The organism is Nocardioides mangrovi, from assembly GCF_020073815.1.
GTDB classification, from domain to species: Bacteria; Actinomycetota; Actinomycetes; order Propionibacteriales; family Nocardioidaceae; genus Nocardioides; species Nocardioides mangrovi.
The window spans coordinates 115,587-141,817 of sequence record NZ_JAIQZJ010000016.1 but is presented as its reverse complement, the minus strand read 5'-3'; the positions used below and the strand labels follow the sequence as shown (position 1 = coordinate 141,817).

General features: G+C 72.9%; 23 protein-coding genes. 12 read left to right on the top strand and 11 right to left on the bottom strand.

Going from position 1 to position 26,231, the window contains the following annotated elements; all coding sequences use genetic code 11:
• Window positions 1–34 precede the first annotated feature (34 nt).
• The 3 genes from K8U61_RS21215 (at window position 35) to K8U61_RS21205 (ending at window position 3,703) form a co-directional block, all read left to right on the top strand.
• Complete coding sequence (locus K8U61_RS21215) at window positions 35–970, top strand: carbamate kinase (RefSeq protein WP_224125060.1); 936 nt, start codon at window positions 35–37, stop codon at window positions 968–970.
• A gap of 23 nt (window positions 971–993) precedes the next feature.
• A complete protein-coding gene (gene bar / locus K8U61_RS21210; protein ID WP_224125059.1) occupies window positions 994–2,088 on the top strand; it encodes a barbiturase in 1,095 nt (364 codons plus the stop codon).
• A 157-nt stretch (window positions 2,089–2,245) separates the two neighbouring features.
• Window positions 2,246–3,703, top strand: coding sequence for an aldehyde dehydrogenase family protein (locus tag K8U61_RS21205; RefSeq protein ID WP_224125058.1), 1,458 nt, complete (start codon window positions 2,246–2,248; stop codon window positions 3,701–3,703).
• A 6-nt stretch (window positions 3,704–3,709) separates the two neighbouring features.
• Here the strand turns inward: K8U61_RS21205 and K8U61_RS21200 are convergent, their stop codons facing one another.
• From K8U61_RS21200 to K8U61_RS21190, 3 genes are all read right to left on the bottom strand, one after another.
• Window positions 3,710–4,342: a class I SAM-dependent methyltransferase gene (locus tag K8U61_RS21200; protein WP_224125057.1), complete on the bottom strand. Its 633-nt coding sequence runs from the start codon at window positions 4,340–4,342 to the stop codon at window positions 3,710–3,712.
• Window positions 4,339–5,505: a CaiB/BaiF CoA transferase family protein gene (locus K8U61_RS21195; protein ID WP_224125056.1), complete on the bottom strand. Its 1,167-nt coding sequence runs from the start codon at window positions 5,503–5,505 to the stop codon at window positions 4,339–4,341. Before K8U61_RS21195 ends, K8U61_RS21200 begins: the two co-directional genes overlap by 4 nt.
• Before the next feature lie 113 nt (window positions 5,506–5,618).
• Window positions 5,619–6,209: a DJ-1/PfpI family protein gene (locus K8U61_RS21190; RefSeq protein WP_224125055.1), complete on the bottom strand. Its 591-nt coding sequence runs from the start codon at window positions 6,207–6,209 to the stop codon at window positions 5,619–5,621.
• A 47-nt stretch (window positions 6,210–6,256) separates the two neighbouring features.
• Here K8U61_RS21190 and K8U61_RS21185 point away from each other — a divergent pair, with 47 nt between their 5' ends.
• Window positions 6,257–9,451, top strand: a complete 3,195-nt coding sequence (locus K8U61_RS21185; RefSeq protein ID WP_224125054.1) for an ATP-dependent helicase — start codon at window positions 6,257–6,259, stop codon at window positions 9,449–9,451.
• The gene (locus tag K8U61_RS21180; RefSeq protein WP_224125053.1) at window positions 9,448–12,633 is read left to right on the top strand and encodes an ATP-dependent helicase; all 3,186 of its coding nucleotides are present in this window, start codon (window positions 9,448–9,450) and stop codon (window positions 12,631–12,633) included. The genes K8U61_RS21185 and K8U61_RS21180 overlap by 4 nt, the downstream gene beginning before the upstream one ends.
• Here K8U61_RS21180 and K8U61_RS21175 read toward each other — a convergent pair.
• Both K8U61_RS21175 and deoD read right to left on the bottom strand, forming a co-directional pair.
• Entirely contained in the window at window positions 12,606–13,682 is a 1,077-nt protein-coding gene (locus tag K8U61_RS21175) for an FAD-dependent oxidoreductase (RefSeq protein WP_224125052.1), read from the bottom strand. The two genes, K8U61_RS21180 and K8U61_RS21175, sit on opposite strands and share 28 nt — an antisense overlap.
• Before the next feature lie 27 nt (window positions 13,683–13,709).
• The gene (deoD, locus tag K8U61_RS21170) at window positions 13,710–14,426 is read right to left on the bottom strand and encodes a purine-nucleoside phosphorylase (protein ID WP_224125051.1); all 717 of its coding nucleotides are present in this window, start codon (window positions 14,424–14,426) and stop codon (window positions 13,710–13,712) included.
• 193 nt (window positions 14,427–14,619) lie between these two features.
• Between deoD and nudC the strand changes: the two genes are divergently transcribed.
• Window positions 14,620–15,528, top strand: coding sequence for an NAD(+) diphosphatase (gene nudC / locus K8U61_RS21165; RefSeq protein WP_224125050.1), 909 nt, complete (start codon window positions 14,620–14,622; stop codon window positions 15,526–15,528).
• 106 nt (window positions 15,529–15,634) lie between these two features.
• On the opposite strand, the gene K8U61_RS21160 is transcribed toward nudC, so the two are convergent.
• The gene (locus K8U61_RS21160) at window positions 15,635–15,889 is read right to left on the bottom strand and encodes a mycoredoxin (protein ID WP_224125049.1); all 255 of its coding nucleotides are present in this window, start codon (window positions 15,887–15,889) and stop codon (window positions 15,635–15,637) included.
• 80 nt (window positions 15,890–15,969) lie between these two features.
• Between K8U61_RS21160 and K8U61_RS21155 the strand changes: the two genes are divergently transcribed.
• From K8U61_RS21155 to K8U61_RS21130, 6 genes are all read left to right on the top strand, one after another.
• Window positions 15,970–18,000, top strand: coding sequence for an ATP-dependent DNA helicase UvrD2 (locus K8U61_RS21155; RefSeq protein ID WP_224125048.1), 2,031 nt, complete (start codon window positions 15,970–15,972; stop codon window positions 17,998–18,000).
• Window positions 18,001–18,141: 141 nt separating this feature from the next.
• Window positions 18,142–18,426 (top strand): hypothetical protein, encoded by a 285-nt coding sequence (locus K8U61_RS21150; protein WP_224125047.1) that lies wholly within the window; start codon window positions 18,142–18,144, stop codon window positions 18,424–18,426.
• A gap of 140 nt (window positions 18,427–18,566) precedes the next feature.
• Entirely contained in the window at window positions 18,567–18,896 is a 330-nt protein-coding gene (locus tag K8U61_RS21145) for a WhiB family transcriptional regulator (protein WP_224125046.1), read from the top strand.
• 72 nt (window positions 18,897–18,968) lie between these two features.
• Window positions 18,969–19,133 (top strand): putative WhiB-interacting protein, encoded by a 165-nt coding sequence (locus K8U61_RS21140; protein WP_224125045.1) that lies wholly within the window; start codon window positions 18,969–18,971, stop codon window positions 19,131–19,133.
• Window positions 19,134–19,186: 53 nt separating this feature from the next.
• On the top strand, window positions 19,187–19,393 hold the full coding sequence (locus K8U61_RS21135) for a putative WhiB-interacting protein (protein ID WP_224125044.1): 207 nt from the start codon (window positions 19,187–19,189) through the stop codon (window positions 19,391–19,393).
• Between the two features lie 119 nt (window positions 19,394–19,512).
• Window positions 19,513–19,674, top strand: a complete 162-nt coding sequence (locus K8U61_RS21130) for a hypothetical protein (RefSeq protein WP_224125043.1) — start codon at window positions 19,513–19,515, stop codon at window positions 19,672–19,674.
• Window positions 19,675–19,683: 9 nt separating this feature from the next.
• Here K8U61_RS21130 and K8U61_RS21125 read toward each other — a convergent pair whose 3' ends face one another.
• The 5 genes from K8U61_RS21125 to K8U61_RS21105 all read right to left on the bottom strand — a co-directional run bounded on the left by K8U61_RS21125 (window position 19,684) and on the right by K8U61_RS21105 (window position 26,228).
• The gene (locus K8U61_RS21125; protein ID WP_224125042.1) at window positions 19,684–22,107 is read right to left on the bottom strand and encodes a beta-glucosidase family protein; all 2,424 of its coding nucleotides are present in this window, start codon (window positions 22,105–22,107) and stop codon (window positions 19,684–19,686) included.
• Window positions 22,108–22,193: 86 nt separating this feature from the next.
• On the bottom strand, window positions 22,194–23,060 hold the full coding sequence (locus K8U61_RS21120) for a carbohydrate ABC transporter permease (protein ID WP_224125041.1): 867 nt from the start codon (window positions 23,058–23,060) through the stop codon (window positions 22,194–22,196).
• Window positions 23,057–23,953: a carbohydrate ABC transporter permease gene (locus tag K8U61_RS21115; RefSeq protein ID WP_224125040.1), complete on the bottom strand. Its 897-nt coding sequence runs from the start codon at window positions 23,951–23,953 to the stop codon at window positions 23,057–23,059. Before K8U61_RS21115 ends, K8U61_RS21120 begins: the two co-directional genes overlap by 4 nt.
• A 108-nt stretch (window positions 23,954–24,061) precedes the next feature.
• A complete protein-coding gene (locus tag K8U61_RS21110) occupies window positions 24,062–25,414 on the bottom strand; it encodes an ABC transporter substrate-binding protein (protein WP_224125039.1) in 1,353 nt (450 codons plus the stop codon).
• Window positions 25,415–25,583: 169 nt separating this feature from the next.
• Complete coding sequence (locus tag K8U61_RS21105; RefSeq protein WP_224125038.1) at window positions 25,584–26,228, bottom strand: TetR/AcrR family transcriptional regulator; 645 nt, start codon at window positions 26,226–26,228, stop codon at window positions 25,584–25,586.
• Window positions 26,229–26,231: the final 3 nt, after the last annotated feature.

Below are 26,231 nucleotides of genomic sequence, written 5' to 3'. Positions count from 1 at the left end.
GGCCGGGGTGGGAGGCGGTCGTTACGTTCGACGCATGAGGGTCCTGCTCGCGCTCGGCGGCAACGCCATGACGAACGCCGACGGGCGGGCCCGGCCCGAGGACCAGATCGAGGCGGCCCGGGTCGCGATGGCCGCGGTCGCGGACCTGCTCCAGCACGACGTCGACGTCGTCGTCACCCACGGCAACGGCCCGCAGGTCGGCAACCTCCTGGTCAAGAACGAGCTCGCCGCGGCCGTCGTCCCGCCGGTCCCGCTGGACTGGTGCGGGGCGCAGACGCAGGCCACGCTGGGGTTCGTGCTCATGGACGCCCTCGACGCCGAGCTCGGCCGGCGCGGGATCGACCGTCGTACGGCGACGGTCGTGACGCGCACGGTCGTCGACGCCGACGACCCGGGCTTCGCGCGGCCGACCAAGCCGATCGGACGGTTCCTCTCGGCGGAGGAGGCGGCCCTGCTCGTCGAGCACGGCGAGACCTGGGAGGACCGGGGCGCGAAGGGCTGGCGGCGGGTGGTCGCCTCGCCCGAGCCGCTGCGGATCGTCGACGCCCCGGCCGCGCAGGCGCTGGTCGACGCCGGCTTCGTGGTGATCGCCAACGGCGGCGGCGGCATCCCGGTCGTCGCCGAGCCCGACGGCTCGCTGCACGGCGTCGAGGCGGTCATCGACAAGGACCTCGGCGCGGCCCTGCTCGCCGGCTCGGTGGACGCCGACGTGCTCGTCATCGGCACCGACGTCCCGCACGCGGTGCTCCACTACGGCACCCCCGAGGCCCGCGACGTGGGGGTGGTGACCGTCGCCGAGATGCGCGCGTACGCCGCCGACGGCCACTTCGCCAGCGGCTCCATGGGCCCCAAGGTCGAGGCGGCCTGCCGCTTCGTCGAGCAGGGCGGCGCGCGCGCCGTGATCACCGACCTCGCCCACCTCGCCGACGCCGTCACCGGCGCGTCCGGCACCGTCGTCGTACCCAACTAGGTCCCACTAGGTAAGGAAGAGCCATGCCCAGCGCCATCGAAGTCCGCAAGGTCCCGATCCACTCCGTCGCCGACGCCAGCGAGCTCGCGAAGCTCATCGACGACGGGGTCATGGAGGCCTCGCGCGTCATCGCGATCATCGGCAAGACCGAGGGCAACGGTGGCGTCAACGACTACACCCGGATCATCGCCGACCGCGCCTTCCGCGAGGTGCTGGTCGAGAAGGGCGCGGACGCCGACGCGGTCAAGCAGGTCCCGATCGTGTGGTCCGGCGGCACCGACGGCGTGATCAGTCCCCACGCCACGATCTTCGCGACCATCGACGCCGAGCCGACCGACGAGCCGCGGCTGACCGTCGGCTTCGCGATGAGCGAGCAGCTCCTGCCCGAGGACATCGGCCGCACCGCGATGATCACCAAGGTCGCCGACGCGGTGAAGGTCGCGATGGAGCGGGCCGGCATCACCGACCCGGCCGACGTCCACTACGTGCAGACCAAGACCCCGCTGCTGACGGTGCACACCATCCGCGACGCCAAGTCCCGCGGCAAGACCGTGTGGACCGAGCACACCCACGAGTCGATGGACCTCTCCAACGGCTGCACCGCACTCGGCATCGCCGTCGCCCTCGGCGAGATCGAGATGCCGACCGACGAGGACGTCATGCACGACCGCTCGCTCTACAGCTCGGTCGCGTCCTGCTCCTCGGGCGTCGAGCTCGACCAGGCCCAGGTGGTCGTGGTCGGCAACGCGCCCGGTGTCGGCGGTCGCTACCGGATCGGCCACTCGGTGATGGAGGACGCCCTCGACGCCGACGGCATCTGGGCCGCCATCAAGGACGCCGGCCTCGACCTCCCCGAGCGCCCGCACACCTCGGACCTCGACGGCCGCCTGGTCAACGTCTTCCTCAAGTGCGAGGTGTCCCAGGACGGCGTCGTCCGCGGTCGGCGCAACGCGATGCTGGACGACTCCGACGTCCACTGGCACCGCCAGATCAAGTCCGCCGTCGGCGGCGTCACCGCCGCCGTCACCGGCGACCCGGCCGTCTTCGTCTCGGTCTCCGCCGCCCATCAGGGCCCCGACGGCGGCGGCCCGGTCGCCGCGATCGTCGACCTGGGCTGAGGCGCCGTCTGCAGGGATACCCGGTCGACCGGGTATCCCTGCGCCTGACAGCCGTTGCAACGGCTGTCAGGCGTCAGGACTCCCTGGCCAGTCGCCGCATTCCGCCCAGCGAAACCCGCGACGCGCGACCGCTTGACCCCCGCGCCAGACTCGGCGCATGACGCTCCTCGACGCGCAGACCTGGACCGGCAAGATCCTCCTCGACGGGTGGGTCGACGGGGGCGGGGGCACCGCGCCGAGCATCGAGCCGGCGACCGGCGAGGTCCTCGGCACGTACGGCGTGGCCAGCGCCGACGACGTACGCCGGGCCGCGACCCGGGCCGCGGAGGCCCAGCGGGAGTGGGCCGCGAGGAAGCCCGAGGAGCGCGCGGCGGTGCTCCGCAAGGCCGGCGAGCTCTTCGAGGAGCACGCCGAGGAGATCCAGGGCTGGATCGTCCGCGAGTCCGGCGGCATCCCGCCGAAGGCCGGGCTCGAGACCCACATCGCCGCGGGCGAGTGCTTCGAGGCCGCCGCGCTGCCGACCCACCCCGCCGGCGACGTGCTCGCCACCAACGAGGACCGCTGGTCCTTCGCCCGGCGCCGCCCGGTCGGCGTGGTCAGCGTGATCGCGCCCTTCAACTTCCCCCTCATCCTCAGCATCCGCGCCGTCGCGCCGGCCCTCGCGGTGGGCAACGCCGTGCTCCTCAAGCCGGACCCGCGCACGGCGGTCTGCGGCGGCGTCGTCCTGGCCCGCGTCTTCGAGGAGGCCGGCCTGCCCGCCGGGCTGCTCTCCCTGCTCCCCGGAGGGGGCGAGATCGGCGCGGCCGTGGTCGAGGCGCCTGAGGTGAGCGTCATCGCCTTCACCGGCTCCACCGCCGCCGGCCGCAAGGTCGGCGAGACCGCGTCGCGGCTGCTCAAGCGCGCCCACCTCGAGCTCGGCGGCAACAACGCCCTCGTCGTGCTGCCCGGCACGGACGTCGCCAAGGCCGCGAGCGCCGGCGCGTTCGGCGCGTTCATGCACCAGGGCCAGATCTGCATGACCTCGGGCCGCCACATCGTGCACGCCTCGCTCTACGAGGAGTACGTCGCCGCCCTCGCCGAGAAGGCGCAGCACCTGCCGGTCGGCGACCCGAAGTCCGGCACGGTCGCCCTGGGCCCGATCATCGACGAGAAGCAGCTCAAGCGCGTCGACGGCATCGTCCAGGACGCCGTCCAGCACGGCGCCCGGCTGCTCGCCGGCGGCACCAACGACGGCCCCTACTACCAGCCGACCGTGCTCGCGGACGTCGCGCTCGACAACCCCGCCTGGACCGAGGAGATCTTCGGCCCGGTCGCCCCGGTCGTGAGGTACGAGACGCTCGAGGAGGCAGCCGCCCTCGTCGACGGCACCGACTACGCCCTCTCCGTCGGCATCCTCGGCGAGGTCGGCGAGGCGATGCGCCTGGCCGACCTGGTCACCTCCGGCAAGATCCACATCAACGAGCAGACGGTCTCCGACGAGGCCCAGGCACCCTTCGGCGGCTTCAAGGCCTCCGGCAACGGCTCCCGGATCGGCGGCGCCGCGGCCAACCTCGACGCCTTCACCGAGATCCAGTGGCTCACCATGCGACCCGACGTCGCGCCGTACCCCTTCTAGATCGCGCTAGACGAAGTCGAAGAGCCGCTCGCCCGGCCCCGGCACGCCCGTCGGGCCGGGCCAGCGGTGCACGCCGACCCGGAAGCCGGCGTCGTCGTCGGCGATCAGCGTGACCGCCTCGAAGCCGGCGTCGGCGAAGAAGCCGCGCACCAGCTCGGCCGGGTCGCCGTCGTACGCCGTGGGGTCCTCCGACACCCGGCTGCCCCGCGTCCAGATCACGTGGGCGCCGGAGGTGAGCAGCGAGGGCAGCGCGGCGACGGTGCGGGCGATGTCGTCGTCGACGACGTTGCCGAAGACCCCGCAGGCGAGGAACACGTCGGCCGGGCAGGCGTCGGCGTACGACGCGGTCGTGCCGGCGTCGGCCGTGCGCACCTCGATCCCACCCGGTGCCACGGCGCGGGCTCGGGCGGACAGCTCGGGATCGAGCTCGACGAGCACCCCGGTCACCTCGACGTCGGAGGCGTCGAGGACGGGCAGCGTGTCGCGCCCGTCGCCGGCGCAGACGGAGACCAGCCGCACCGGGCCGCTCGCCGCGTCGAGCACGCCCTGCAGCGCGCCCCGGACCGTCGCGAGGCGTCGGGACAGACCGGAGTCGGGGTCGTCGTAGGCGCGGTACCAGGCGTGCCAGTCGCGGGTCATGCGTCCAGGGTGTCCAGCCAGTCGCGGATCGATGCGTCGTGCTGCCCGAGGGTCGGCGGCGCGAGGTGCTCGGAGCGGCCGCCGGAGAAGGGCTGGTCGTCGAAGCGGATCGGTGAGCCGGGGAGCTGCAGCGACCCCTTGGTCGCGTGCTCGACGTCGAGCAGCAGCCCCTGCGAGCGCACCTGGTCCCACGTGTAGACGTCGTCCATCGAGCGCACCTTGCCCGACGGCACCCCGGCGTCGGCCAGGAGCGCGAGCCAGTGCTCGGCCGGCTCGGCGGCGAAGGTTGCCTCCATCCGCGCGGTCAGCGCGGCCCGGTTGGCCACTCGCAGCGCGTTGCTCGCGAAGTCCGCCTCGGCCGGGTCCCAGCCGAAGGCGCCGCAGAGCAGGCGCCAGAGGTTATCGGAGCCGCACGCGATCTGGATCGGCGCGGAGCCGGTCGCGAACATGCCGTACGGCGCGATCGACGGATGGTGGTCGCCGGCCAGCCCCGGCACCTCACCGGCGATGGTCCAGCGGGTGCCCTGGTAGGCGTGCACTCCCACCATGCCCGCGAGCAGGGAGGTGCGGACGACACGGCCGCGGCCGGTCGTCGACCGCTCGTGGAGCGCGGCGAGCACGCCGTAGGCGCCGTACATCCCGGCGATCAGGTCCGCGATCGGCACCCCGACCTTGGTCGGCTGCTCGGTGCCGGTGATCGACATCAGCCCGCCCTCGCCCTGCGCGATCTGGTCGTAGCCCGACCGCGACGCCTCCGGTCCGTCGTGGCCGAAGCCGGTGATCGACAGGACGATCAGGCGCGGGTTGAGCTCGTGCAGCCGCTCGACGGAGAAGCCGAGGCGGTCGAGCACGCCGACCCGGAAGTTCTCCATCAGCACATCCGCCTGCTCGACCAGCCGCGCGAGCACGTCGCGGTCGGCCTCGGTCTTGAGGTCGAGGACCAGCGACTCCTTGTTGCGGTTGGCCGACATGAAGTACGTCGACTCGCGGTCCTCGCCGTCGCCGAGGAAGGGCGGGCCCCAGCCGCGGGAGTCGTCACCCGCGGGGGACTCCACCTTGATCACGCGCGCGCCCATGTCACCGAGCATCATCGCGGCGTGCGGCCCCGCGAGCGCGCGGGTCAGGTCGAGCACGAGCAGGTCGGAGAGCGGTCCTTCACCCATGCCGGCACGCTATCGAGCGCGACCGACAGGACCTACGGCGAGACGTGCCAAGTCGGACCGTCAGGATTGAGCGACATGCTCGCGCTCGCGCACGTCAGGCACGCTCGCGCACGTCAGGACTGCCACATCCACTCCATCTCGGTGACGGTGCGGTCCTTCGTCTCCTGGCCGGCCAGCAGCTGGACGACGTGCAGGGCGAGGTCGACGCCGGCCGACACCCCGGCCGAGGTGAGGATCGTGTCGCTGCTGCGCACGAAGCGTTGCCCGCGCACCACCTTGGTCGTCGGCGAGAGCCGCGCCAGCTCGTCGTACGCGTCGTGGTGGGTCGTGGCCGACACCCGCTCGAGCAGCCCGGCGGCCGCGAGCACGAGCGACCCGGTGCACACCGACAGCAGCAGCTCGACCTCCGCGGCGCGGTCCTGGAGCCACGTCAGCACCCGCTCGTCCTTCAGCAGCGCCCGGGTGCCGAAGCCACCCGGCACCACGACGAGGTCGGGGATCGGGGCGTCGTCGAGGGAGTACGTCGGCAGCACGGTGAAGCCGCCCCGGCCGACCGCCGGATCACCGGTCACGCCGACCGAGAAGACCGAGAACGGCGCGCCGTCACCCAGCTCCCCGGCCACGTTGAACACCTCGTAGGGCCCGGCGAAGTCGAGCACCTCCATGTCGTCGAAGGCGAGGATCGCCACAGTCCGCTGACTCACGGGGTCCATTGTCGGGCCCTGTCGGCGCCGGGTGGTCGAATAGCCACATGACGGCGAGCCCGACGACCTTCCGCCTGGTGCGGGGCGCGTCGTCGGTCACGGTGCCCGAGCTCGACGACCACCAGCGCCGCGTCGTCGACCACCCGGGCGGACCGCTGCTCGTGCTCGCCGGTCCGGGCACCGGCAAGACCACGACCCTGGTCGAGGCGATCGTGGACCGGGTCGAGACCCGCGGTGCGCGGCCCGACGAGGTGCTCGCCCTCACCTTCTCCCGCAAGGCCGCCGAGCAGCTCCGCGACCGGGTCACGGCACGCCTCGGCCGCACCATGTCGACCTCGCTGAGCTCGACCTTCCACTCCTTCGCCTACGGCCTGGTCCGGCGCTACGCGCCCGCCGAGCTGTACGCCGCGCCGCTGCGACTGCTCTCCGCGCCCGAGCAGGACGTCGTGCTCCAGGAGCTGCTGACCGACCACCCGGAGTCGGTGCGCTGGCCCGACGCCCTCCGCGCGGCCGTCGGCACCCGCGGCTTCGCCCGCGAGGTGCACGCCGTGCTCTCCCGCGCCCGCGAGCGCGGCCTCGACCCCGACGACCTGGTCGCGCTGGGCCGGGCCGAGCACGTTCCCGAGCTGGTCGCCGCGGGCCTCTTCCTCGACCAGTACCTCGACGTCCTGGGCTCCCAGGCCGCGATCGACTACCCCGACCTGATCGCGCGCGGCGTCATCGAGGCGCAGCGGCACCAGGCGGAGCTGCGCGCCCAGTTCACCCACGTCTTCGTGGACGAGTACCAAGACACCGACCCGAGCCAGGTGGCGCTGCTGCGAGCCCTGGCCGGCGACGGCCGCAACCTCACCGTGGTCGGCGACCCCGACCAGTCGATCTACGGCTTCCGGGGCGCCGACGTGCGCGGCATCCTCGACTTCCCCGACCAGTTCCGCACCGCCGAGGGCGAGCCGGCGACGGTGGTCGCGCTCGGCACGACCCGGCGCTTCGGGTCCCGGCTGCTGCGCGCGTCCCGCACGGTCGCCGCGTCGATCGGCATCAGCGGCGCGATCCCGCACCAGGCATGGGACTCCTTCCGCAACCCCCAGGCGGCGGCCCACGAGCTCGGACCCGGGTCGGTCGAGGTGCTCACCTTCGACACCGCCCGCGCCGAGACCGAGCACGTCGCCGACCTCCTCCGCCGCGCCCACCTCGAGGACGGCGTGCGCTGGTCGGACATGGCGGTGCTGGTGCGGTCGGGCCGGTCCAGCATCCCCGCGCTGCGCCGCTCGCTGACCGCCGCCGGCGTCCCCGTCGAGGTCGCCAGCGACGAGACGCCCCTGGTCCGCGAGCCGGCCGTGCTGCCGCTCCTCGGCGCGCTCGCGGTCGTCGTCGATGCCGAGGTCCAGGACCCGGCGGCCTCCGACTTCGTGGGCGCCGATCGCGCGGAGGCGCTGCTGACCTCCCCGCTCGGCGGGCTCGACGCCACCGACGTGCGCGCCCTCACCCGCGCCCTCCGGGCCCGCGAGCCCGAGGCCGCGCCGCGTGCGCTGGTCCGGCGTGCCGTGCTCGACCCGGCCGCGCTGGACGGAGTCGAGGGCGAGCCCGCCCGTCGTGCCCGCCGGCTCGCGGACCTGGTCGCCCGGGCCCGCCGCGAGGCCGCGGACGGGGCCACCGCCGAGGAGGTGCTCTGGACGCTCTGGGACGCCTCGGACTGGCCGCGGCGGCTGCGCCAGGCCACCCAGTCCGGTGGCCCCGGCGCGCGACTGGCCCACCGCGACCTCGACGCGATCTGTGCCCTCTTCGAGATCGCCGCGCGCACCGAGGAGCAGCGCGGCCACACCAGCATCGGCGCCTTCCTCGGCACCCTGCGGGCACAGGAGATCCCGGCCGACACGCTCGCTGACCGCGGCGTGCGCGGCGACGCCGTCCGGCTGCTCACTGCCCACCGGTCCAAGGGCCTGGAGTGGCGGCTGGTCGTCGTCGCCCACGTGCAGGAGGGTGCCTGGCCCGACCTGCGCCGCCGCGACTCGCTGCTCGGCGCCGACCGCATCGGCGCCGACGGGCTGCTGCCGCCGCTCACCCGGGGCGCCATGCTCGCCGAGGAGCGCCGGCTCTTCTACGTCGCCGCCACGCGGGCCCGGCAGCGCCTCGTCGTCACCGCCGTCCGCTCGCCCGACGACGAGGGCGAGCAGCCCTCGCGGTTCCTCTCCGAGCTCGGCCGCGACGCCGAGCACCGGGTCGGCCGGCCGCACCGACCGCTGTCGATGGCCGGCCTGGTGGCCGAGCTCCGCCGTACCCTCGCCGACCCCGACCAGCCCGAGCCGCTGCGCCGGGCCGCGGCCCGCCGGCTCCGGATGCTGGCCGACACCGACCTGCACGGCCGCCCACTCGCCCCGGCGGCCGACCCGGCGAGCTGGTGGGGGCTGCGCGCCCCGACCCGGTCCGAGCGACCGGTCCGGCCCGACGACGCCCCGCTCACCATCTCGGCGAGCACGCTGGAGGGCCTGCTCACCTGTCCCGCGCAGTGGTTCCTCCAGCGCGAGGCCGGGGGAGAGGTGGTCAGCTCGGCCAGTCAGGGCTTCGGCAAGGTCGTGCACGCGATCGCGGAGCGGGTCGCGTCCGGCGAGCTCGCCTCCGGCGACCCGATGCCGGAGCTGATGGCCCTGGTCGACGAGGTCTGGGGCCGCATGGAGTTCCGCACCCCGTGGTCGTCGGCCCGGGAGCGCGAGGCGGTCGAGGCCGCCCTGCTGCGCTTCCTGCTCTGGCACCGCCGGCCCGGCGCGCGCACCGTCATCGACACCGAGCCCCGGCTCCAGGCCCAGGTCACCCTGCCCGACGGCCAGGTGGTCCGGCTGCACGGCTACGCCGACCGCCTCGAGCTCGACGAGGACGGCCACGTGGTCGTGGTCGACCTCAAGACCGGCAAGTACGCCCCCACCGGCCCCGAGGTCGAGCGCCACTCCCAGCTCGGCCTCTACCAGCTCGCCGTCGACAGCGGCGCCGCCGACGAGCTGGTCGGCCGACCCGTCACGTCCGGAGGCGCGGAGTTGGTGCAGCTGCGGCTCGGCGACGAGCTGCCGAAGGTCCAGCACCAGGCACCCGTCTCCGGCGACGGGCCGCGGCTGGTCGAGCTCCAGCTGTCCCAGGCGGCGGCGGCGCTGCGCGACGAGGAGTTCGTCGCGCGGCCCGGCACCCACTGCGACCGCTGCACCTTCTGGGCGGTCTGCCCGGCCAAGTCGTCCGGGACGGTGCTGTCGTGAGGACCATCGACACCCCGGAGCAGCTGCGCGAGGTGCTCGGCGCCGACTTCACCTTCAGCGACCAGCAGTTCGCCGCGATCACCGCCCCGCTCGAGCCCGCGGTCGTGATCGCCGGCGCCGGCTCCGGCAAGACCACCGTGATGGCCGCCCGCGTGGTCTGGCTGGTCGCCACCGGCCGGGTCCGGCCCGACCAGGTGCTCGGCCTGACCTTCACCACCAAGGCGACCGCGGAGCTGCAGCAGCGGATCCGCGAGAGCCTGCGCCAGGCCGGGCTGCTGCCCGACCGCAGCCGGCCCCTCGACGAGGACGAGGAGGAGATCGAGGAGCCGACGGTCGCGACCTACCACTCCTACGCCTCGGCGCTGCTGACCGAGCACGGACTGCGGATCGGCCACGAGCCCGACACCCGCCTGATCGCCGACGCCAGCCGCTACCAGCTCGCGGCCCGCGCCGTGCAGCGCTACTCCGCGCCGGTGCAGAAGCTCAGCGACTCACCGAGCCACGTCGTCCAGTACCTCCTCTCCCTCGACGCCGAGATGAGCGAGCACCTCGTGCAGCCCGAGCACGTGCGGACGTACGACGCCGCCGAGCGGCCGCGCTTCGAGGAGGGGATGGCCACCGAGCACCGCAAGACCTACCGCGAGCGCAACGAGAAGGCGATCCTCGCGATCGACCGGCGCGCCGAGCTGCTCGGCCTGGTCGAGTCCTACCGCGGCCTCAAGGCACACCTCGGGCTGATGGACTTCTCCGACCAGATCGCGCTCGCGGCCCGGCTCGCCCAGGAGTGCCCCGAGGTCGGCGAGGCCGAGCGGGAGAAGTTCCGCATCGTGCTCCTCGACGAGTACCAGGACACCTCGGTCGCGCAGGCGCTGATGCTCTCGCGGCTCTTCGGCGGCGGCCACCCGGTGACCGCTGTCGGCGACCCCAACCAGGCGATCTACGGCTGGCGTGGGGCGTCGGTCTCCAACATCCTCGAGTTCGCCGCCGACTTCCCGGCCGCCGACGGCAGCGCCACGACCTACCCGCTCACCGTCAACCGGCGCTCGGACGAGCGGATCCTCGCGACCGCCAACCACCTCGCCGCCCCGCTCTACGCCGAGCGTCCCGACCTGCTGCCGCTCGAGCCCAAGCCCGGTGCCGCCCCGGGTGAGGTGCGGGCGATCGTCCACGAGACGGACGTCGATGAGCTCGCCTGGCTGGCCGAGCGGGTGATCGAGACCCACGCCGCGATCGCGGCCCGCGAGGACAAGCCGGCGTGGAAGGAGATCGGCGTCCTCACCCGCGACAACGCGACGGCCGCTGCGGTCTTCGACGCGCTGAGCGACCGGGAGGTCCCGGTGGAGATCGTCGGCCTCAAGGGCCTGCTCCGGCTGCCCGAGGTGGCCGAGGTCGTCGCTACCCTCACCCTCGTCCAGGACGTCACCGCCAACGCCGCGCTGCTGACCCTGCTGGCCGGACCGCGCTGGGCGATCGGACCGCGCGACCTCGCGCTCCTGGGCCGGCGCGCCCGCGAGCTCGCCGGCGCGACCGGCGGCGGGGCGACGTACTCCGACATCGAGGCGCAGCTGCGTGCCGCCGTGGAGGGCGCGGACCCGACCGAGATCCCGTCGCTGTGCGACGCCCTCGAGGACCCGGGCGAGGCCGACTACTCCGCCGACGCCCTCGCGCGCTTCCGGCTGCTGGCCGACGAGCTCCGGAGGCTGCGCACCGCGATCGGCGAGCCGATCCTCGACCTGGTCCGCCGGATCGTCGACACGACCGGCATCGACGTCGAGCTCGCCTCCTCGGTCAGCCCGGCCGCGGCCGCGCGCCGCGAGAACCTCGACCTCTTCGTCCAGGCGGTCGCGGAGTTCCAGGCCGTCGACGGCCAGGTCACGCTCGCCGCGCTGCTGGCCTGGCTGGAGGCCGAGGACGAGTTCGGGCAGGGGCTCGACGTCGCGACGCCGTCGGAGGCCGACTCGGTCAAGCTGCTGACCGTCCACCGCGCCAAGGGCCTGGAGTGGGACGCGGTCTTCCTGGTCGGCGTGACCGACCAGAAGTTCCCGACCAACCGAGGCCGGTCGAGCTGGCTGACCGTGCCGTTCGTGATGCCGGCGGCGCTGCGCGGCGACGCCCGCGACCTCCCGCAGCTCGGCGGCCACACCCCCGACGACATCGCCGCGCGGGCCAAGGCCGCCAAGGAGCACGAGGCCATGGAGGAGCTGCGGCTCGGGTACGTCGCCTGGACCCGCGCCCGGCACCAGATGTTCGTGTCGGGCTGGCGGTGGACGGCCTCGCGCAAGGGCGGGCTCGGCCCCTCGTCCTACCTCGTCCGGACCCGGGAGGCGATGGCCGCCTGGGGCGGCGAGCCCGACGAGTGGCGCGAGCCGGTCGCGAAGGGCGAGCCCCACCCCTTCGCCGAGGCCTCGCCCGACCTGCCGTGGCCGATCTCCCACCACACGCCCGAGGTGGACCGCCGGCGGGAGGCCGCGACCTGGGTGCGTGACGCCGACCCGACCGTGCCGGACGCCGTCGAGGACATGCTGCTGCTCGACCGGATCCAGCAGTGGGACGACGAGATCGTCCGGCTGCTCGAGGAGGCGACCCGCGACCACGCGCCCGACGTCGCCGTACCCCTGCCGTCCAGCCTGTCCGCGACGTCGCTCGCGCGGTTGCGTGACGACCCGGAGGAGTTCGCGCGCGACCTGGCCCGACCGATGCCGCGACCGCCGTCGTCGGCCGCCCGCTTCGGCACCCGCTTCCACGCCTGGGTCGAGGCGCGCTTCGGCCAGCAGCTGCTGCTCGACCCCGACGACCTGCCGGGCCGCGGTGACGCCGAGGTCGACGACGACGCCGACCTCCGCGAGCTGGTGAAGCGCTTCGAGGACGGCCCCTTCGGCGACCGGGTGCCGGCCGCGATCGAGCCGTCCTTCGCGCTGGTCCTCCGCGACCAGGTCGTGCGCGGCCGGATCGACGCCGTCTACGTCGAGCCCGACGGCACCCACCTGCTCGTCGACTGGAAGACCAACCGGTCGATCAGCGCGGACCCGCTCCAGCTGGCGATCTACCGGGTGGCGTGGGCCGAGCTGCACGGCCTGCCCCCCGAGTCCGTTCGGGCCGCCTTCTACTACGTGCGCACCGGCGACCTCGTCGAGCCCGACGACCTGCCCGACCGTCAGGCGCTCGAGGCCCTGCTCCTCTGATCGAGCCGGCGGGCGACGCCGGCCGCCGCGGCGCGCCCGGCCCGGTTGGCGCCGATCGTGCTGGCCGAGGGGCCGTAGCCGACCAGCTGCACGCGCGGGTCCGCGACCGCGGTGGTCCCGGCGTGGTCGAGCTGGATGCCGCCCTGCTCGGAGCGCAGGTGCAGCGGCGCGAGGTGCGCGATCGCCGGGCGGAAGCCCGTCGCCCACAGGATCGTGTCCGCCGACCACGAGGTGCCGTCGGGCATCCGGACGCCGTCCGGCTCGATCACGGTGAACATCGGGTGGCGCTCGTAGGCGCCCAGCCGCTCCGCCTCCCGCTCCTGCTCGCGCAGCGCGAGCCCGGTGACGCTGACCACGCTGCGGGGCGGCAGGCCCCGGCGTACCCGGTCCTCGACCAGCGCCACGGCCGCACGTCCGGCCTCGGGCGTGAAGTCGTCGGTGCGCCACACCGGCGCGCGCCGGGTCACCCAGAGCGTGTCGGCGGCGACCGGTGCGATCTCGCCGAGCAGCTGGACGGCGGAGGCGCCGCCGCCGACGACCACCACACGCCGGCCACGGAAGTGGTCCGGGCCGGGGTAGCCCGCCGTGTGCAGCTGCTCGCCGCGGAAGGTCCCGATGCCGGGGTAGTGCGGCACGTAGGGCTGCGTCCAGGTGCCGGTCGCGTTGACGATCGTGCGGGTCGTCCAGCTCCGGTCGCCGGCGTGCACGACGAGCAGGCTCTGCCCGTCCTCGGGCAACACGGACTCCACGCGGTCGACCCGCACCGGCCGCAGCACCGCCAGGTCGTGGGCGCGCTCGTAGGAGCCGAAGTACGCCGGCACCACGACGTTCGCGCGGCCCGCCGCATCGGTGGGGGAGTCGGAGTCGGGCAGCGCCGCGATCCCGTGCACGTCGTGCATCGTCAGCGAGTCCCACCGGTGCTGCCACGCGCCGCCGGGCGCGTCGTCCGCGTCCAGCACGACGTGGCTGATCCCGCGCCGCTTCAGGTGGTACGCCGCCGACAGCCCGGCCTGGCCGGCACCGATGACCACCGCGTCGTAGACCTCCACGCCGGGTCAACGCCGGCAGGAGGGTGCTTAGTCCTGGGCGGTGCCCGCTGTGAGCGCGATCTCCACCATCGCGCCGAAGGTCTCCTGCCGCTCCAGGGCGGAGGTCTCCTCGCCGGTGACGAGGTGGTCGGACACGGTGCAGACGGCGAGGGCGCGGCGGCCGTGGCGGGCGGCGATCGTGTAGAGCGCGCTCGCCTCCATCTCGACGGCGAGGGCGCCGTGCTCGACCATCCGGGCGGTCAGCTCGGGACGGGTCGGGTAGAAGGAGTCGCTGCTGTAGATCAGCCCGACGTGCACCCCCTCGTCCCCGGCGCGCGCGATCGCGGCGTCGTACGCCGCGCACAGCAGGCCGAAGTCGGCGACCGGGGCGTAGTCGAGGCCCTCGAAGGTGATCCGGTTCATCGAGGAGTCGGTGCAGGCGCCGGAGGCGATCACGAGGTCGCGGATGCCGACCTTCTCCGTCATGCCGCCGCAGGACCCCACCCGGATCACCGACTGCACGTCGTACTCGCGGAAGAGCTCGTTGGCGTAGATCGCCAGCGACGGCTGGCCCATGCCGGAGCCCTGGACCGAGACGCGGTGGCCCTGCCAGGTGCCGGTGTAGCCGTACATCCCGCGCACCTCGGTGTAGCAGCGGGCGTCCTCGAGGAACGTCTCCGCGATCCACCGCGCACGCAGCGGGTCGCCGGGCATGAGGACGAGTGGGGCGATGTCGCCGGGCTGGGCGCCGATGTGCGTGCTCACCCCGTCGACCCTAGAGCTAGTCCCGCGGGTGGAAAGTATCTGGATGGTTGGCGTCTTCAGGGTGCGTGCATCGCAAGGCGGCGTCGCGCCGGGCTACCGGGCGTAACTCCAGCGATGCCAACGCAGCGAGGTGGGTGCCATGGTGGCGTGAACCGTCCAACGACTTTTCGCCCGCGGGACTAGCCTCGGCCGCGTGACGTATCAGCACGAGCGCTTGTCCGCGAACGCCCACGACCGCTCCGGCGCCCACCGTGCGGACGACGCCTGGCTGGCCGAGCGGTGGGCCGACGAGCGCAGCCGGGTGCTGGTCGTCTCCGGCACCCGGATCAAGCCGGTCGACGGCGTCATCTCGTGGGTGTCGCCGGCCGAGGCCCCCGACGGCCTGCGCGTGCTGCTGGGCGAGCAGGACGGGCGCGCGTGGTTCGCGGTCGTCGTCGACGCCGACGTCGCGCGGGCCGACCAGGGGGAGTGGGCGCCGCTGCGCGGCCTGCTGCCCTTCCTCGCGGACGACGCGCTTGCCGGGGCGCCCCTGGTCTTCCACGCCCTCGGGCTGGCCGAGTGGCTGTGGGTGACGCGCTTCTGCCCGCGCTGCGGCGAGCCGCTGCAGCCGCGGTCGTCGGGCCACGAGCTCGCCTGCGTCAACGGGCACGTGCAGTTCCCCCGCACCGACCCGGCGGTGATCATGGTCGTCACCTCGGGCGAGCCCGGGTCCGCCGACGAGCGCTGCCTCCTGGGCCGGCAGGCGGTCTGGCCCGAGGGCCGCTACTCCACGCTCGCCGGCTTCTGCGAGCCGGGCGAGACGCTCGAGGACGCCGTACGCCGCGAGGTGCAGGAGGAGTCCGGCGTCGTCGTCGGCGAGGTCGAGTACTTCGGCAACCAGCCCTGGCCGCTGCCCGCGAGCCTGATGCTCGGCTTCATCGGCCGGGCGGTCACCACCGACATCACCGTCGACGACCACGAGCTCGAGGACGCGCGCTGGTTCACCCGCGCCGAGATGAAGGAGCTGGCCGAGGCCGGCACGCTCCTGCTCCCGCGCGGCGTCTCGATCAGCCGGTCGCTGGTCGAGCACTGGTACGGCGGGGAGCTCCCCGGCAGCTGGTGAGGCGCGCCGGCCGGGGTGGTCAGCCGAAACCTGCCGACTCGCCGTGCCGGCATCCGCGTGTCGGCGGGTCTCCCCGGGCAGCCGGGGAAACCCGCCCACGGACGCCTCAGGCGGTCGCGAGCTCCTCGAGCTTCGCCTTCACCTGGATGAGCGACGGGTTGGTCTGGGCGGTGCCGTCGGCGTACACCAACGTCGGGACCGTCTGGTTGCCGTTGTTGGCGGACTCGACGACCTCGGCGGCGGCCGGGTCCTGCTCGATGTCGACCACGTCGTAGGTGATGCCCTCACGGTCCAGCTGGCTCTTCAGCCGGTGGCAGTAGCCGCACCAGGGGGTGGTGTACATGGTGAAGGAACCGCTCATCTCGGACTGTCGCCTCCGGCGTCTAGGGTGTGGATCGTCCACCGGATCCAACCATCCGACCCCAGGAGTTGTTCCCCCGCATGCCCGGTCCCGACCTGCTCGCCGCGCTCGACCCGGAGCAGCGCCGGGTCGCGGAGGCGCTGCGGGGTCCGGTGCGGGTGCTGGCCGGCGCCGGCACCGGCAAGACCCGGGCGATCACCCACCGGATCGCGCACGGCGTGGCCACCGGCGTCTACGCCCCGACCGAGGTCCTGGCCGTCACCTTCACCACCCGCGCCGCCGGTGAGATGAGGGGCCGCCTGCGGGTCCTCGGCGCGGGCGGGGTCCAGGCGCGCACGTTCCACTCGGCCGCGTTGCGCCAGCTGCGCTACTTCTGGCCGCGCGTGCACGGCACCGAGCTGCCGACGCTCACCGAGTCCAAGATCGGCCTGCTCGCCTCCGCCGCCCGGCGGCAGCGGCTCCAGGCCGACCAGGCGCTGCTGCGCGACCTGGCCTCGGAGGTCGAGTGGGCCAAGGTCAGCAACGTCCACCCCGACGACTACGCCCGGATCGCCCGGGGTCGCGGGCGGTCGGTGTCCGGGCAGGACCACGAGACCGTGGCGCGGGTCTTCGCGTCGTACGAGGAGGTCAAGCGCGGCCAGGGCCGGATGGACATGGAGGACGTCCTGCTGCTGACCGCCGGACTCCTCGACGAGGACCCACGGGTCGCCGCGCAGATCCGCCAGCAGTACAAATGGTTCGTCGTCGACGAGTTCCAGGACGTCTCGCCCATCCAGTCGGCCCTCCTCGACCTGTGGCTGGGCGGCCGGGACGAGATCTGCGTGGTCGGCGACCCGGCGCAGACCATCTACTCCTTCGCCGGCGCCGACGCGACCTACCTGCGCGACTTCCCGGCCAAGTTCCCCGGCACCACCTCCATCGACCTGGTCCGCAACTACCGCTCCACGCCCGAGGTCGTCGACGCCGCCAACACGCTCCTCGCGGGCACCATCAGCCAGGGCGTCGAGCTGCGCGCCCAGCGCCCCTCCGGCCCGACCGTCAGCTACACACCCCGCCCCGACGAGGTCGAGGAGGCCGAGGCGGTCGCCGCCCAGGTCCTCCGCCTGCGCGACGCGGGGCGCTCGCTCGGCGAGGTCGCGATCCTCTTCCGCATCAACGCCCAGTCCGAGACGTTCGAGGAGGCGCTCGCCGCCCGCGGCCTCCCGTACGTCGTGCGCGGCGCCGCCCGGTTCTTCGACCGTCCCGAGGTGCGCGAGGCCGTCACCCGCCTGCGCGGCGCGGCCCGCTCCGGAGAGGCCGACGGGACCCCGATGGTCGAGGTCGTCCGCGGGGTGCTGGCCGGGATGGGCTGGACGGCCGAGATGCCGACGACCCGCGGCCAGACCCGGGACAGGTGGGAGTCGTGGGAGGCGCTCGTCGCCCAGGCGACCGACTTCGCCGCCACGGACGGCGCCGACCTCAACGCCTTCGTCGACGACCTCGACCGACGTGCCTCCGAGCAGCACGCGCCGGCCGCCGACGGCGTCACCCTCGCGACCTTCCACGCCGCCAAGGGCCTCGAGTGGGACTCCGTCTTCCTCTGCGGCCTCCAGGACGGCACCCTCCCGATCACCTACGCCGAGAGCCCGGCCGCGATCGAGGAGGAGCGCCGGCTCCTCTACGTCGGCATGACCCGCGCCCGCATCGACCTCGCGCTGTCCTGGTCGGCCGCCCGCAACCCCGGCGGCCGCGCGTCGCGCAAGCCGTCCCGCTTCCTCGACCCGCTCCTGCCCGACGAGGCACGCGCCCAGCGCGACCAGCCGCGCCACCGCAAGATCGCGGGCTGCCGTGAGTGCGGCCGTCCGCTGATGACGGGCGCGGAGAAGAAGCGCGGCCGCTGCGTCGACTGCCCGGCGTCGTACGACGAGGAGCTCTTCGAGCGGCTGCGCGAGTGGCGCAAGGAGCGCGCGAGCGAGGAGAGCGTCCCGGCGTTCGTGGTGTTCACCGACGCCACGCTCCAGCTGATCGCCGAGCACAAGCCGACCACGCCGGAGGCGCTCCTGCGCATCAACGGCATCGGTCGCTCCAAGCTCGAGCGCTACGGCGAGGACGTCCTCGGCGTCGTCAGCTGAGCCCCGCCGGCCCCGCGACCCGGGGTGGCAGAAACTTTCTGAGAAATGGGCAGTAAATCGTTTGCCCATTACTCACCGGAGACGATAGTTTTCTCAGCATTCGCCCGTAACAGCGCACCACGGCCCTGGCAAGGTCGGCGCATGAACTCACCGAAGGAGGTGGCCCTCGTGAACAGCAACCAGATCTGGATGACGGCTGAGACCCCGTCCGACTTCGGCATGCCCACGACCGGCTGCGCCTTCGGCGTGACCACGGCTTCCCGTCGTGCCGCTGTCCAGGGGACCGCTGTGTCCGCTGCCGCCCCGGCCACTGCCACGCTCGTGCGCGAGCGCAAGGCGATCGTCGGTTCCGGCATCGATGGACACCTGGGCCTCGTCCAGTCCTACTTCCCGGGTACCACCGCCTGGAGACCGCCAAGCTGTTGAGAACCAACAGCCACCGGCAGCCTCCAGGCCGCGGAACCCGAACCGGGATCCGCGGCCTTTGTGTTTCTCGGACACAAAGTCTTCCCGGACCGATGAACCGCACCACCCACCGCGATCAGGTCACAAGAAGGAGGTGAAACATGACCATCAGTGAACTCGTCCGCACCGATGGAAGTGCGCCGGAGGCCGTCAGCCTCGGTCAGCTGCACGACCAGGCCGGTCAGGTCGACGACGAGCTGCTGCCCTGCCGGGTCAACAACCCGGAGCTGTGGTTCGCCGAGTCGCCCGCCGACGTGGAGCACGCCAAGAGCCTCTGCTCGGACTGCCCGGTCCAGGCCCTCTGCCTCGACGGTGCGCTCGAGCGCCGGGAGCCCTGGGGCGTCTGGGGAGGCCAGCTCTTCCTCCAGGGCGTGGTGATCCCGCGCAAGCGGCCACGCGGCCGGCCCCGCAAGAACGAAGTCGCTGCCTAGTCCCACCGGTCAGCGTCCCCGCACCATCTCGCACCACCACCTCTTTTCGAGAACGACGTCAAAGGAATCGCCATGACGCACATCCACGAGAACCTGGCTCGCACCCAGGTCGCCGCCCGGCTCGAGGAGGCACAGCAGTGCCGTCCGGGTCGCCAGCTGACCCGCGCGCTCCGCACCGGCCGCCGTGCCGAGCAGCTCGCCCAGCAGGCCCGCCTCGCCATCGCCCGGACGCTGTGACCTCCCGGTCGAGCTAGCGCACCACCGAACCGAAGAAAGTCGATCCGACTCCCATGACCATCACCGTGAACACGAACCCGAACGGACGCACCGACATGAATCTCATGCACGAAAATCTGGCCCGCGCTCAAATGTCCGAGCGCCTGGGAGAGGCGCAGCAGCTCCGGCAGGGCTACCAGCTGGCCCGTGCCCGCCGGCTCAGCCGCAAGGCGGAGCAGGCAGCCCTGCAGGCGCGGCTCGCCCTCGCCCGGGTGCTGTAGGACAGCAGAAGACCTCACCTGATCGCGGGTGACAGCATTCCAACTGAGACCGAGAGCCGGTCCCGACGTAGGTCGTCGGGGCCGGCTCTCGGCGTTCCCGCCGGGGTTAGATTGGCCCCGTGCAGACCTGCGACTTCTGTGGCCGGCAGGAGACCGACGAGGCGAAGACGCTGACGTGGACCACCGCGGTCGAGCGTGGTCGCCAGCGCCTCTACTGCGACGAGTGCTCGCGCACCCACCTGCGGGCGATGGAGGGCAAGCTCGACAGCGAGTGGTGGTGACCGGTCGGGTCAGCCGAGCCCGGCGCGCAGCGCGACCTCGCCGGCGGACGGCCCGATCTCGACGGTGAAGACCCCCGGCTCGCGCACCCAGCCCGCCGTCGTGACGTCCCAGTGCTCGAAGGCCCGTGCCGGCAGCTCGAGGTCGACGCCGACGGTCTGGCCCGGCTCCGCCGACACCCAGGCGTACGCCGCCAGCCACCGCGTCGGCCGGTCCACCCGGCTGTCCGGCCGAGCCAGGTAGGCCTGGACGAGGTGGCGACCGGCCCGCTCGCCGGTGTTGGTCACCGTGACGGCGATGCCGTCGTCGCGGGCGGCGACCGCATCGTAGGACCAGGTCGTGTAGCCCAGCCCGTGGCCGAACCAGTACGCCGGCTCGACCTGGTCGTGCAGGAAGCGCCGGTAGCCGACGTGGATCCCCTCGTCGTAGGCGAGAGCGCCGTCGACGGGCGTCGTCGACGGGAGCGAGCGACCCTCCACGGCCGGCCAGGTGGTCGGCAGCCGGCCGCCGGGCTCGACGCGGCCGGTGAGGACGTCGGCCAGCGCACCGCCGAACTCCTGCCCGGGGAACCACGCGAGCAGGGTGGCGGCCACCTCGTCGCGCCACGGCAGCAGCACCGGTGCCCCGGCGTTGACGACCACGACGGTCTCGGGGCGGGCGGCCGCCACCCGCCGCACCAGCTCGTCCTGGCGTCCCGGGAGCGCCAGGCCGGTGCGGTCGAACCCCTCGCTCTCGACCTCCTCGCTGGTGCCGACGACCACGATGGCCACGTCGGCGGCCGCGGCGTCGGCGACGGCGTGGGCGAGCGAGGCGTCGTCGTCCTCGACCGTGCAGTCCACGGCGAGCTGCAGCGAGACCAGCAGGTCCTCGTCGGGGGTGTGCTCCTTGACGACGTGGACCAGCGACACCCGGACCGACTGGCCGGCCTCGAGGCGGACCGTCGACCACTCCTGCGGCGGCCGCATCAGGCCCTCCACCGGGTCGGCGCCGGGCGGCAGCTCGAGGAGCTCGTCGAAGGCCGGCTTGTCGTCCAGGCGCAGCCGGAACCGGCCGACTCCCGAGGCGCCGATCCGGTAGTCACCGGTCTGGTCGGCGGTGACGACGGTGTCCAGCGCGATCTCGGTGATGAGCGCCGGGTCGACGCCCTCGAAGGCGTTGTTCCAGTTGAACGCCGAGCCCAGCCGGTGGTCGACGCCGAGCACGGCACCCCCGGCGCCCCGGAACTCGACGCGGATCCCGCGCTCCCCGTCGAGGAGTGTCAGGAGCGCGGGATCCGCAGCCGAGACGCGCTCGTGGCCGCGGGCACCGAGGCAGTAGGTCACCTCGACGTCCGGCCCGAGCGCAGCCAGGAGGCCCGCCAGCGGCGACACCGTCGCCGGCGGGAAGACCAGGGCGCTGCCGCCACCGAGGAACCGGGCCTCGCGGGCGTTCGGCCCGATCACCGCGACCCGGCGTACGTCGGGTCGCAGCGGCAGCACGGGAGCCGGGTCGGGGCCGACCGGCTCGTTGCGGACCAGCACGAAGCCGGCCGCGGCGGCGCGTTGGACGAGCGCGTCGCTCTCCTCGTCGGTCCACGGCTCGACCGGCAGTGCGGCCGGACCGTCCGCGAGGGCGCCGACGCGGGAGGCCAGCCGCAGCAGGCGGACCACCTTGTCGTCGACCAGCGCCTCGTCGACCCGACCGTCGCGGACCGCCTCGACCAATGCGTCCCGCCAGGGGCCGGTCGGGCCGGGCATGATCAGGTCCAGGCCGCCGAGCGCGGCCGGAACGGTCGAGCGCCCGGCGTACCAGTCCGTCATCGTCACGCCGTCGAAGCCCCACTCGTCGTGGAGCACGTCCCGCAGCATCGGGCTCTCGGTCATCGTGGTGCCGTTGACCGTGTTGTACGCCGCCATCACCGCCCAGACCCCGCCGTCGCGGACGATCCGCTCGAAGGGGGCGAGGTAGAGCTCGCGGAGCGTGCGCTCGTCGACCCGCGCGTCGACGGTGAGACGGTCGGTCTCGGAGTCGTTGGCCACGAAGTGCTTCACGGTCGCTCCGACGCCCTGCGACTGCAGGCCGCGGACCAGGGCGAGGCCGAGGTCGCCGGTGAGGACCGGGTCCTCCGAGAGGCACTCGAAGTGGCGGCCGCCGTACGGCGACCGGTGCAGGTTGACGGTCGGCGCGAGGACGACGTCGACGCCCTTGCGGCGGGCCTCGTGGGCCAGGAGCCGGCCGACGGTCTCGACGAGCTCGGCGTCCCAGCTGGCCGCGATCGCCGTGGGGCTGGGGATGTTGGTGGAGGGGTCGCGCTCGTCCCAGAGCTCGCCGCGCACGCCCGCCGGTCCGTCGGAGGTGACCATCCGGCGCAGCCCGACGGCGGACTCGTCGTAGAGCGCCCAGAAGTCGGCGCCGGTCAGCAGCCGCACCTTCTGCTCGAGGGTGAGGCGAGCCACGAGGGCAGGCAGATCGGGGGAGGAGGACATGAGGGAGCTCCCGGTGTCGAGGATCGGGTGGGTGGAGGTCGCGGGGAGGGTCGGCTCTAGGACTTCACGCCACCCTCGCTGAGGCCGCTCTGCCAGAAGCGCTGGAGGGCGAGGAAGGCGATCATCAGCGGGATGATCGAGAGGAGCGCGCCGACCACGACGTAGAGCTGGAGGTTGCCGGCGATCGCCTTCTGGCTGTTCCACGTCGCGAGCCCGAGGGTGACCGGGTAGAGCTTGGTGTTCTGCAGCATCACCAGCGGGAGCAGGTAGTTGTTCCAGATGGTGACGAACTGGAAGAGGAAGATCGTCACCAGGGCCGGGCCCATCAGCCGCAGCGAGATGGTGAAGAACGCCCGGAACTCACCGGCGCCGTCCATCCGGGCGGCCTCGAGCAGCTCGTCGGGCACGGCGGCGGCGGCGTAGATGCGGGAGAGGTAGACACCGAACGGCGACACGATGCTCGGCAGCAGGATCGACCAGACCGAGTCGGTGAGGTCGACCTTGCTGAACATCAGGAAGAGCGGCAGCGCGAGGGCGGTGGCCGGGACGAGCACGCCGGCGAGGATGACGTTGAAGACCGCCTCGCGGCCGGGGAAGACGTACTTGGCGAGGGCGTAGCCGGCCATGCTGGCGAAGAGGGTGCCGACCAGCGCGCCGACGGTCGCGTAGAACGCGCTGTTGACCACCCACCGGACGTAGACGTGGTCCTGGTAGGTGACGACGTTCCTGATGTTGGTCCACAGCTCGAACTGGCCGTGGAACCACAGGCTGGTGTCGGTCAGGCCGCCGCGGGTGGTGCTCGAGGCGACCACCATCCACCACAGCGGCAGCAGGAAGTACGCCGTGCACACGACCATGAAGAGCGTGGTGGCGATGACCGGGATCGGCCGGTCGCGCAGGCGGGTCCTCTGGAGGGTGCTCACTGGAACGCCCTCCGCTGGGTGGCCTTGAGGAAGACGAACGAGAGCGCGCAGGTGATGAGCGCCAGCACCACCGAGTAGGCCGCGGCCAGGTGGTAGTTGGGAATGCTCGACGTCGCGTACACGACCATGTTCGGGGTGTACGTGCTGCTGACGGCGCTCGAGATCGTGCGGAAGATCTGCGGCTCGTTGAAGAGCTGCAGGGTGCCGATGATCGAGAAGACGCCGGTGAGCACCAGGGCCGGGGTGACGTGCGGGATCTTGATCGACCACGCGATCCGCACCTGCCCCGCGCCGTCGACGGTCGCGGCCTCGATCACCTCGGCCGGGATCGCGGTGAGCGCCGAGTAGATGATCAGCATGTTGTAGCCCGTGTAGACCCAGTTGACGACGCTCGCGATGGCGACCATCACCAGGTCCGGGCCGAGCAGGTCGAACCGGTCGGCGATCCCCGGGATCGGGGTGGTGCCCGGCGAGTAGAGGAAGCCCCACATGAGTGCGGCGATGACGCCGGGGACGGCGTACGGCGCGAAGAGCGCGAGCCGGAAGAAGCGGTGCGCCCGGAGGACGGGGGAGTCGAGCAGCAGCGCGAACACCAGCGCCAGCACGAGCTGCAGCGGCACCGAGACCAGGAAGAACTGCCCGACGTTGACCAGGCTGTCCCAGAAGTCCGAGTCGTGCACGACCTCGGCGTACTGGCTCAGGCCGCCCCAGACGTCGTGCGCCCGGCCGAACGTGCCCTCGCGCTCGATCTTGAGGAAGGACTGGTAGACGGCGTAGCCGATCGGCAGGACGTAGAACAGCGCGAAGGCGACGAGGAACGGCGCGAGGAAGCCGATCGCTGCTCGGTGGTGCCGTCTCGTCGAGTGCCCTCTGGTCCAGGGGAGTGCCGTCATCGGTTCAGGAGCCTCCGTCGCGGGTCGGGTGGGGCGTGGGGGGGGGGGGGGGGGGGGGCGGGCGGGGCGGGGGGGGGGGGGGGCCCGGCCGCACGTCGGGGATGCGGGTCAGTCGGACACGGTGAGCGACTGCGCCTTCATCGTCTCGATGGTCTTCGCCTGGGCGGCGGTCAGCGCGTCGTCGAGGGTGCCCTGCCCGTTGACGGCCTTGCCGATGCCGTCCGCGAGCGCGGCGTACGTGTCGGTCATCGTCGGGCCCCACTGGAAGCTCGGGTCGACGCCGGCCGCGGCCTGGGCGAAGACCTCCCAGACCTTCTGGTCGCCGTAGTAGGGGAGTCCCTCGGTCAGCGCCGGGAGCTGCTCCTGGCCCTCGGTGGTCGCGGGGTACTGCCCGCCGTTCTTGTTGTTGAGCGCGAGCGCGTCGAGGTTGCTGAAGGCCCACGTCGCGAACTCCGAGGCCTCGTAGGGGTACTTCGAGTCCTTGAAGACGACCGCCGTCGAGCCGCCCCAGTTGCCGGCGGCGTTGTCGCCGGCGGTCCACTGCGGCATCGGGGCGACCGCCCACTTGCCGGCGGTCTTCGGGGCCGAGCTCTCGAGCAGCTTGGTGGTCCAGGCGGCGCCGATGATCGACCACTCCTGGCCCGAGTCGAGCGCCTTCCACTGCGGGTCGCCGAGGCCGGGGATGGTGTCGACCAGGTCCTCGTCGATCAGCTTCTGCCAGTAGTCGGCGACCTGCTGGGTGGCGTCGTCGTCGAGCGAGACGGTCCAGCTGTCGTCGTCGACGGAGAACCACCTCGCGCCGTTCTGCCAGGCGAGGGAGGTGAACCACGCGGGCTGGTCGGTGGGGAAGTCGCCGATCACGCCGCCCTCGGCCTTGATCTTCTTCGCGGCGTCGTAGTACTCGTCCCAGGTCGTCGGGACCGGGATGCCCGCCTTGTCGAAGAGGTCCTTGCGGTAGTAGATCGCCATCGGGCCGATGTCCATCGGGATGCCGTAGACCGCGCCGTCCTCACCGAAGCTGGTCTGCGAGATCGCCCAGTCGACGTACTTGCCCTCGGCGTCCTGCACCGGCTGGCAGCCGCCGACGTTCGTGAGGCCGTCCTGGAGCCGGAACGACGGGAGGTTGTCGAACTCGATCATGCCGACGTCGGGGGTCTTCCCGGCCTTGATCTGGTTCGAGTACGCCTGGTAGGTGCCCTGGTTGCCGCCGACGACCTCCTTGTAGTCGACCTGGATGTCGGGGTTGTTCTTGTTCCAGAGGTCGACGGTGGCCTGCATGCCGGGCACCCAGGACGTGAAGGTCAGCGTGACCGGCTTGCCGGCGGGCTGGCAGGAGCCGGCGTCGGCGGACCCGCCGCCGCCGTCGGAGTCGTCGCTGCTACCGCATGCGGCGGTGAGCAGCAGCGCCGTGGAGACGAGGGCGACGGCCGCTCCCGTCCGGCGCCTACGAGCTGTGCGCATCTGGCATTCCCTTCCCGTCCGGCCGCGGCCGGCGCGATGTGCTGAGAGGCGTGGTGGGCCCTTGTGACTGCGGTCACAGGAGGTGGACGGCCAGATCTAAGCACACTTGCTGACAGGTAAGTAAGTAGCGGCGGCAAATTGTTACCGCGCCGCCCTCGGCCCGCAGGTGCTAGCCGAGCGCGGACGCGGAGCGCTCGTCGCTGCCCCAGCGTTCGAGGATGCTGTCGATGACGAACGCGACCGTCGGCGGCATCCGGACCGCGCCGGGGTCCAGGAGCCACTGGACCTGCAGTCCGTCCATGACCGCGATGATCGCCGAGGCGGCCTGGTCGACCTCGGCCTCCGGCGGATGGAGGTCCGCCGGGACCGACGCGGCGAGGGCGTCGGCGATGAGCCCGCGCAGCACGCTGAACCGGTCGCGGAAGGACGGCTGTGCCGGGTGACCCTCGGTCACCGACTCCGCCGACAGGACGACGTAGGCCTGCACCAGGCCCACCCGGCCGGTGTTGACCGCGGCCGTGCGCACGAGGTGCCGGAGCAGGTCGGGGCCGCGCGGCGGCTCATGGTTCTCGAAGTCGGCCACGTCGAGGTGCTCGCGCCAGGCGAGGACCTCGACGAACAGCTGCTCCTTCGAGCCGAAGTGGTGGAGGATCCCCTGGTGGGTGATGCCGACGCGCTCGGCGATCTCGCCGAGCGAGGCCTTGTGCAGCCCCCGCGCCCCGAAGACCTCGTGCGCGGCGACCAGGATCTCCTGGCGGCGCTGCTCGGCCGAGACCCGGGGAGCGCGGGGTCGGGTCGGGCCGGAGGTCGTCATGCG

Excerpts from the sequence above, each read along its gene's own strand:
- K8U61_RS21205 (WP_224125058.1), top strand. The coding sequence starts at position 2,246 with ATGACGCTCCTCGACGCGCAGACCTGGACCGGCAAGATCCTCCTCGAC.
- K8U61_RS21150 (WP_224125047.1), top strand. The coding sequence starts at position 18,142 with ATGAACTCACCGAAGGAGGTGGCCCTCGTGAACAGCAACCAGATCTGG.
- K8U61_RS21160 (WP_224125049.1), bottom strand. The coding sequence starts at position 15,889 with ATGAGCGGTTCCTTCACCATGTACACCACCCCCTGGTGCGGCTACTGC.
- K8U61_RS21105 (WP_224125038.1), bottom strand. The coding sequence starts at position 26,228 with ATGACGACCTCCGGCCCGACCCGACCCCGCGCTCCCCGGGTCTCGGCC.
- K8U61_RS21115 (WP_224125040.1), bottom strand. The coding sequence starts at position 23,953 with ATGACGGCACTCCCCTGGACCAGAGGGCACTCGACGAGACGGCACCAC.
- K8U61_RS21215 (WP_224125060.1), top strand. The coding sequence starts at position 35 with ATGAGGGTCCTGCTCGCGCTCGGCGGCAACGCCATGACGAACGCCGAC.
- K8U61_RS21195 (WP_224125056.1), bottom strand. The coding sequence starts at position 5,505 with ATGGGTGAAGGACCGCTCTCCGACCTGCTCGTGCTCGACCTGACCCGC.
- K8U61_RS21155 (WP_224125048.1), top strand. The coding sequence starts at position 15,970 with ATGCCCGGTCCCGACCTGCTCGCCGCGCTCGACCCGGAGCAGCGCCGG.
- K8U61_RS21140 (WP_224125045.1), top strand. The coding sequence starts at position 18,969 with ATGACGCACATCCACGAGAACCTGGCTCGCACCCAGGTCGCCGCCCGG.
- K8U61_RS21110 (WP_224125039.1), bottom strand. The coding sequence starts at position 25,414 with ATGCGCACAGCTCGTAGGCGCCGGACGGGAGCGGCCGTCGCCCTCGTC.
- K8U61_RS21200 (WP_224125057.1), bottom strand. The coding sequence starts at position 4,342 with ATGACCCGCGACTGGCACGCCTGGTACCGCGCCTACGACGACCCCGAC.
- K8U61_RS21135 (WP_224125044.1), top strand. The coding sequence starts at position 19,187 with ATGACCATCACCGTGAACACGAACCCGAACGGACGCACCGACATGAAT.
- K8U61_RS21145 (WP_224125046.1), top strand. The coding sequence starts at position 18,567 with ATGACCATCAGTGAACTCGTCCGCACCGATGGAAGTGCGCCGGAGGCC.
- K8U61_RS21185 (WP_224125054.1), top strand. The coding sequence starts at position 6,257 with ATGACGGCGAGCCCGACGACCTTCCGCCTGGTGCGGGGCGCGTCGTCG.
- bar (WP_224125059.1), top strand. The coding sequence starts at position 994 with ATGCCCAGCGCCATCGAAGTCCGCAAGGTCCCGATCCACTCCGTCGCC.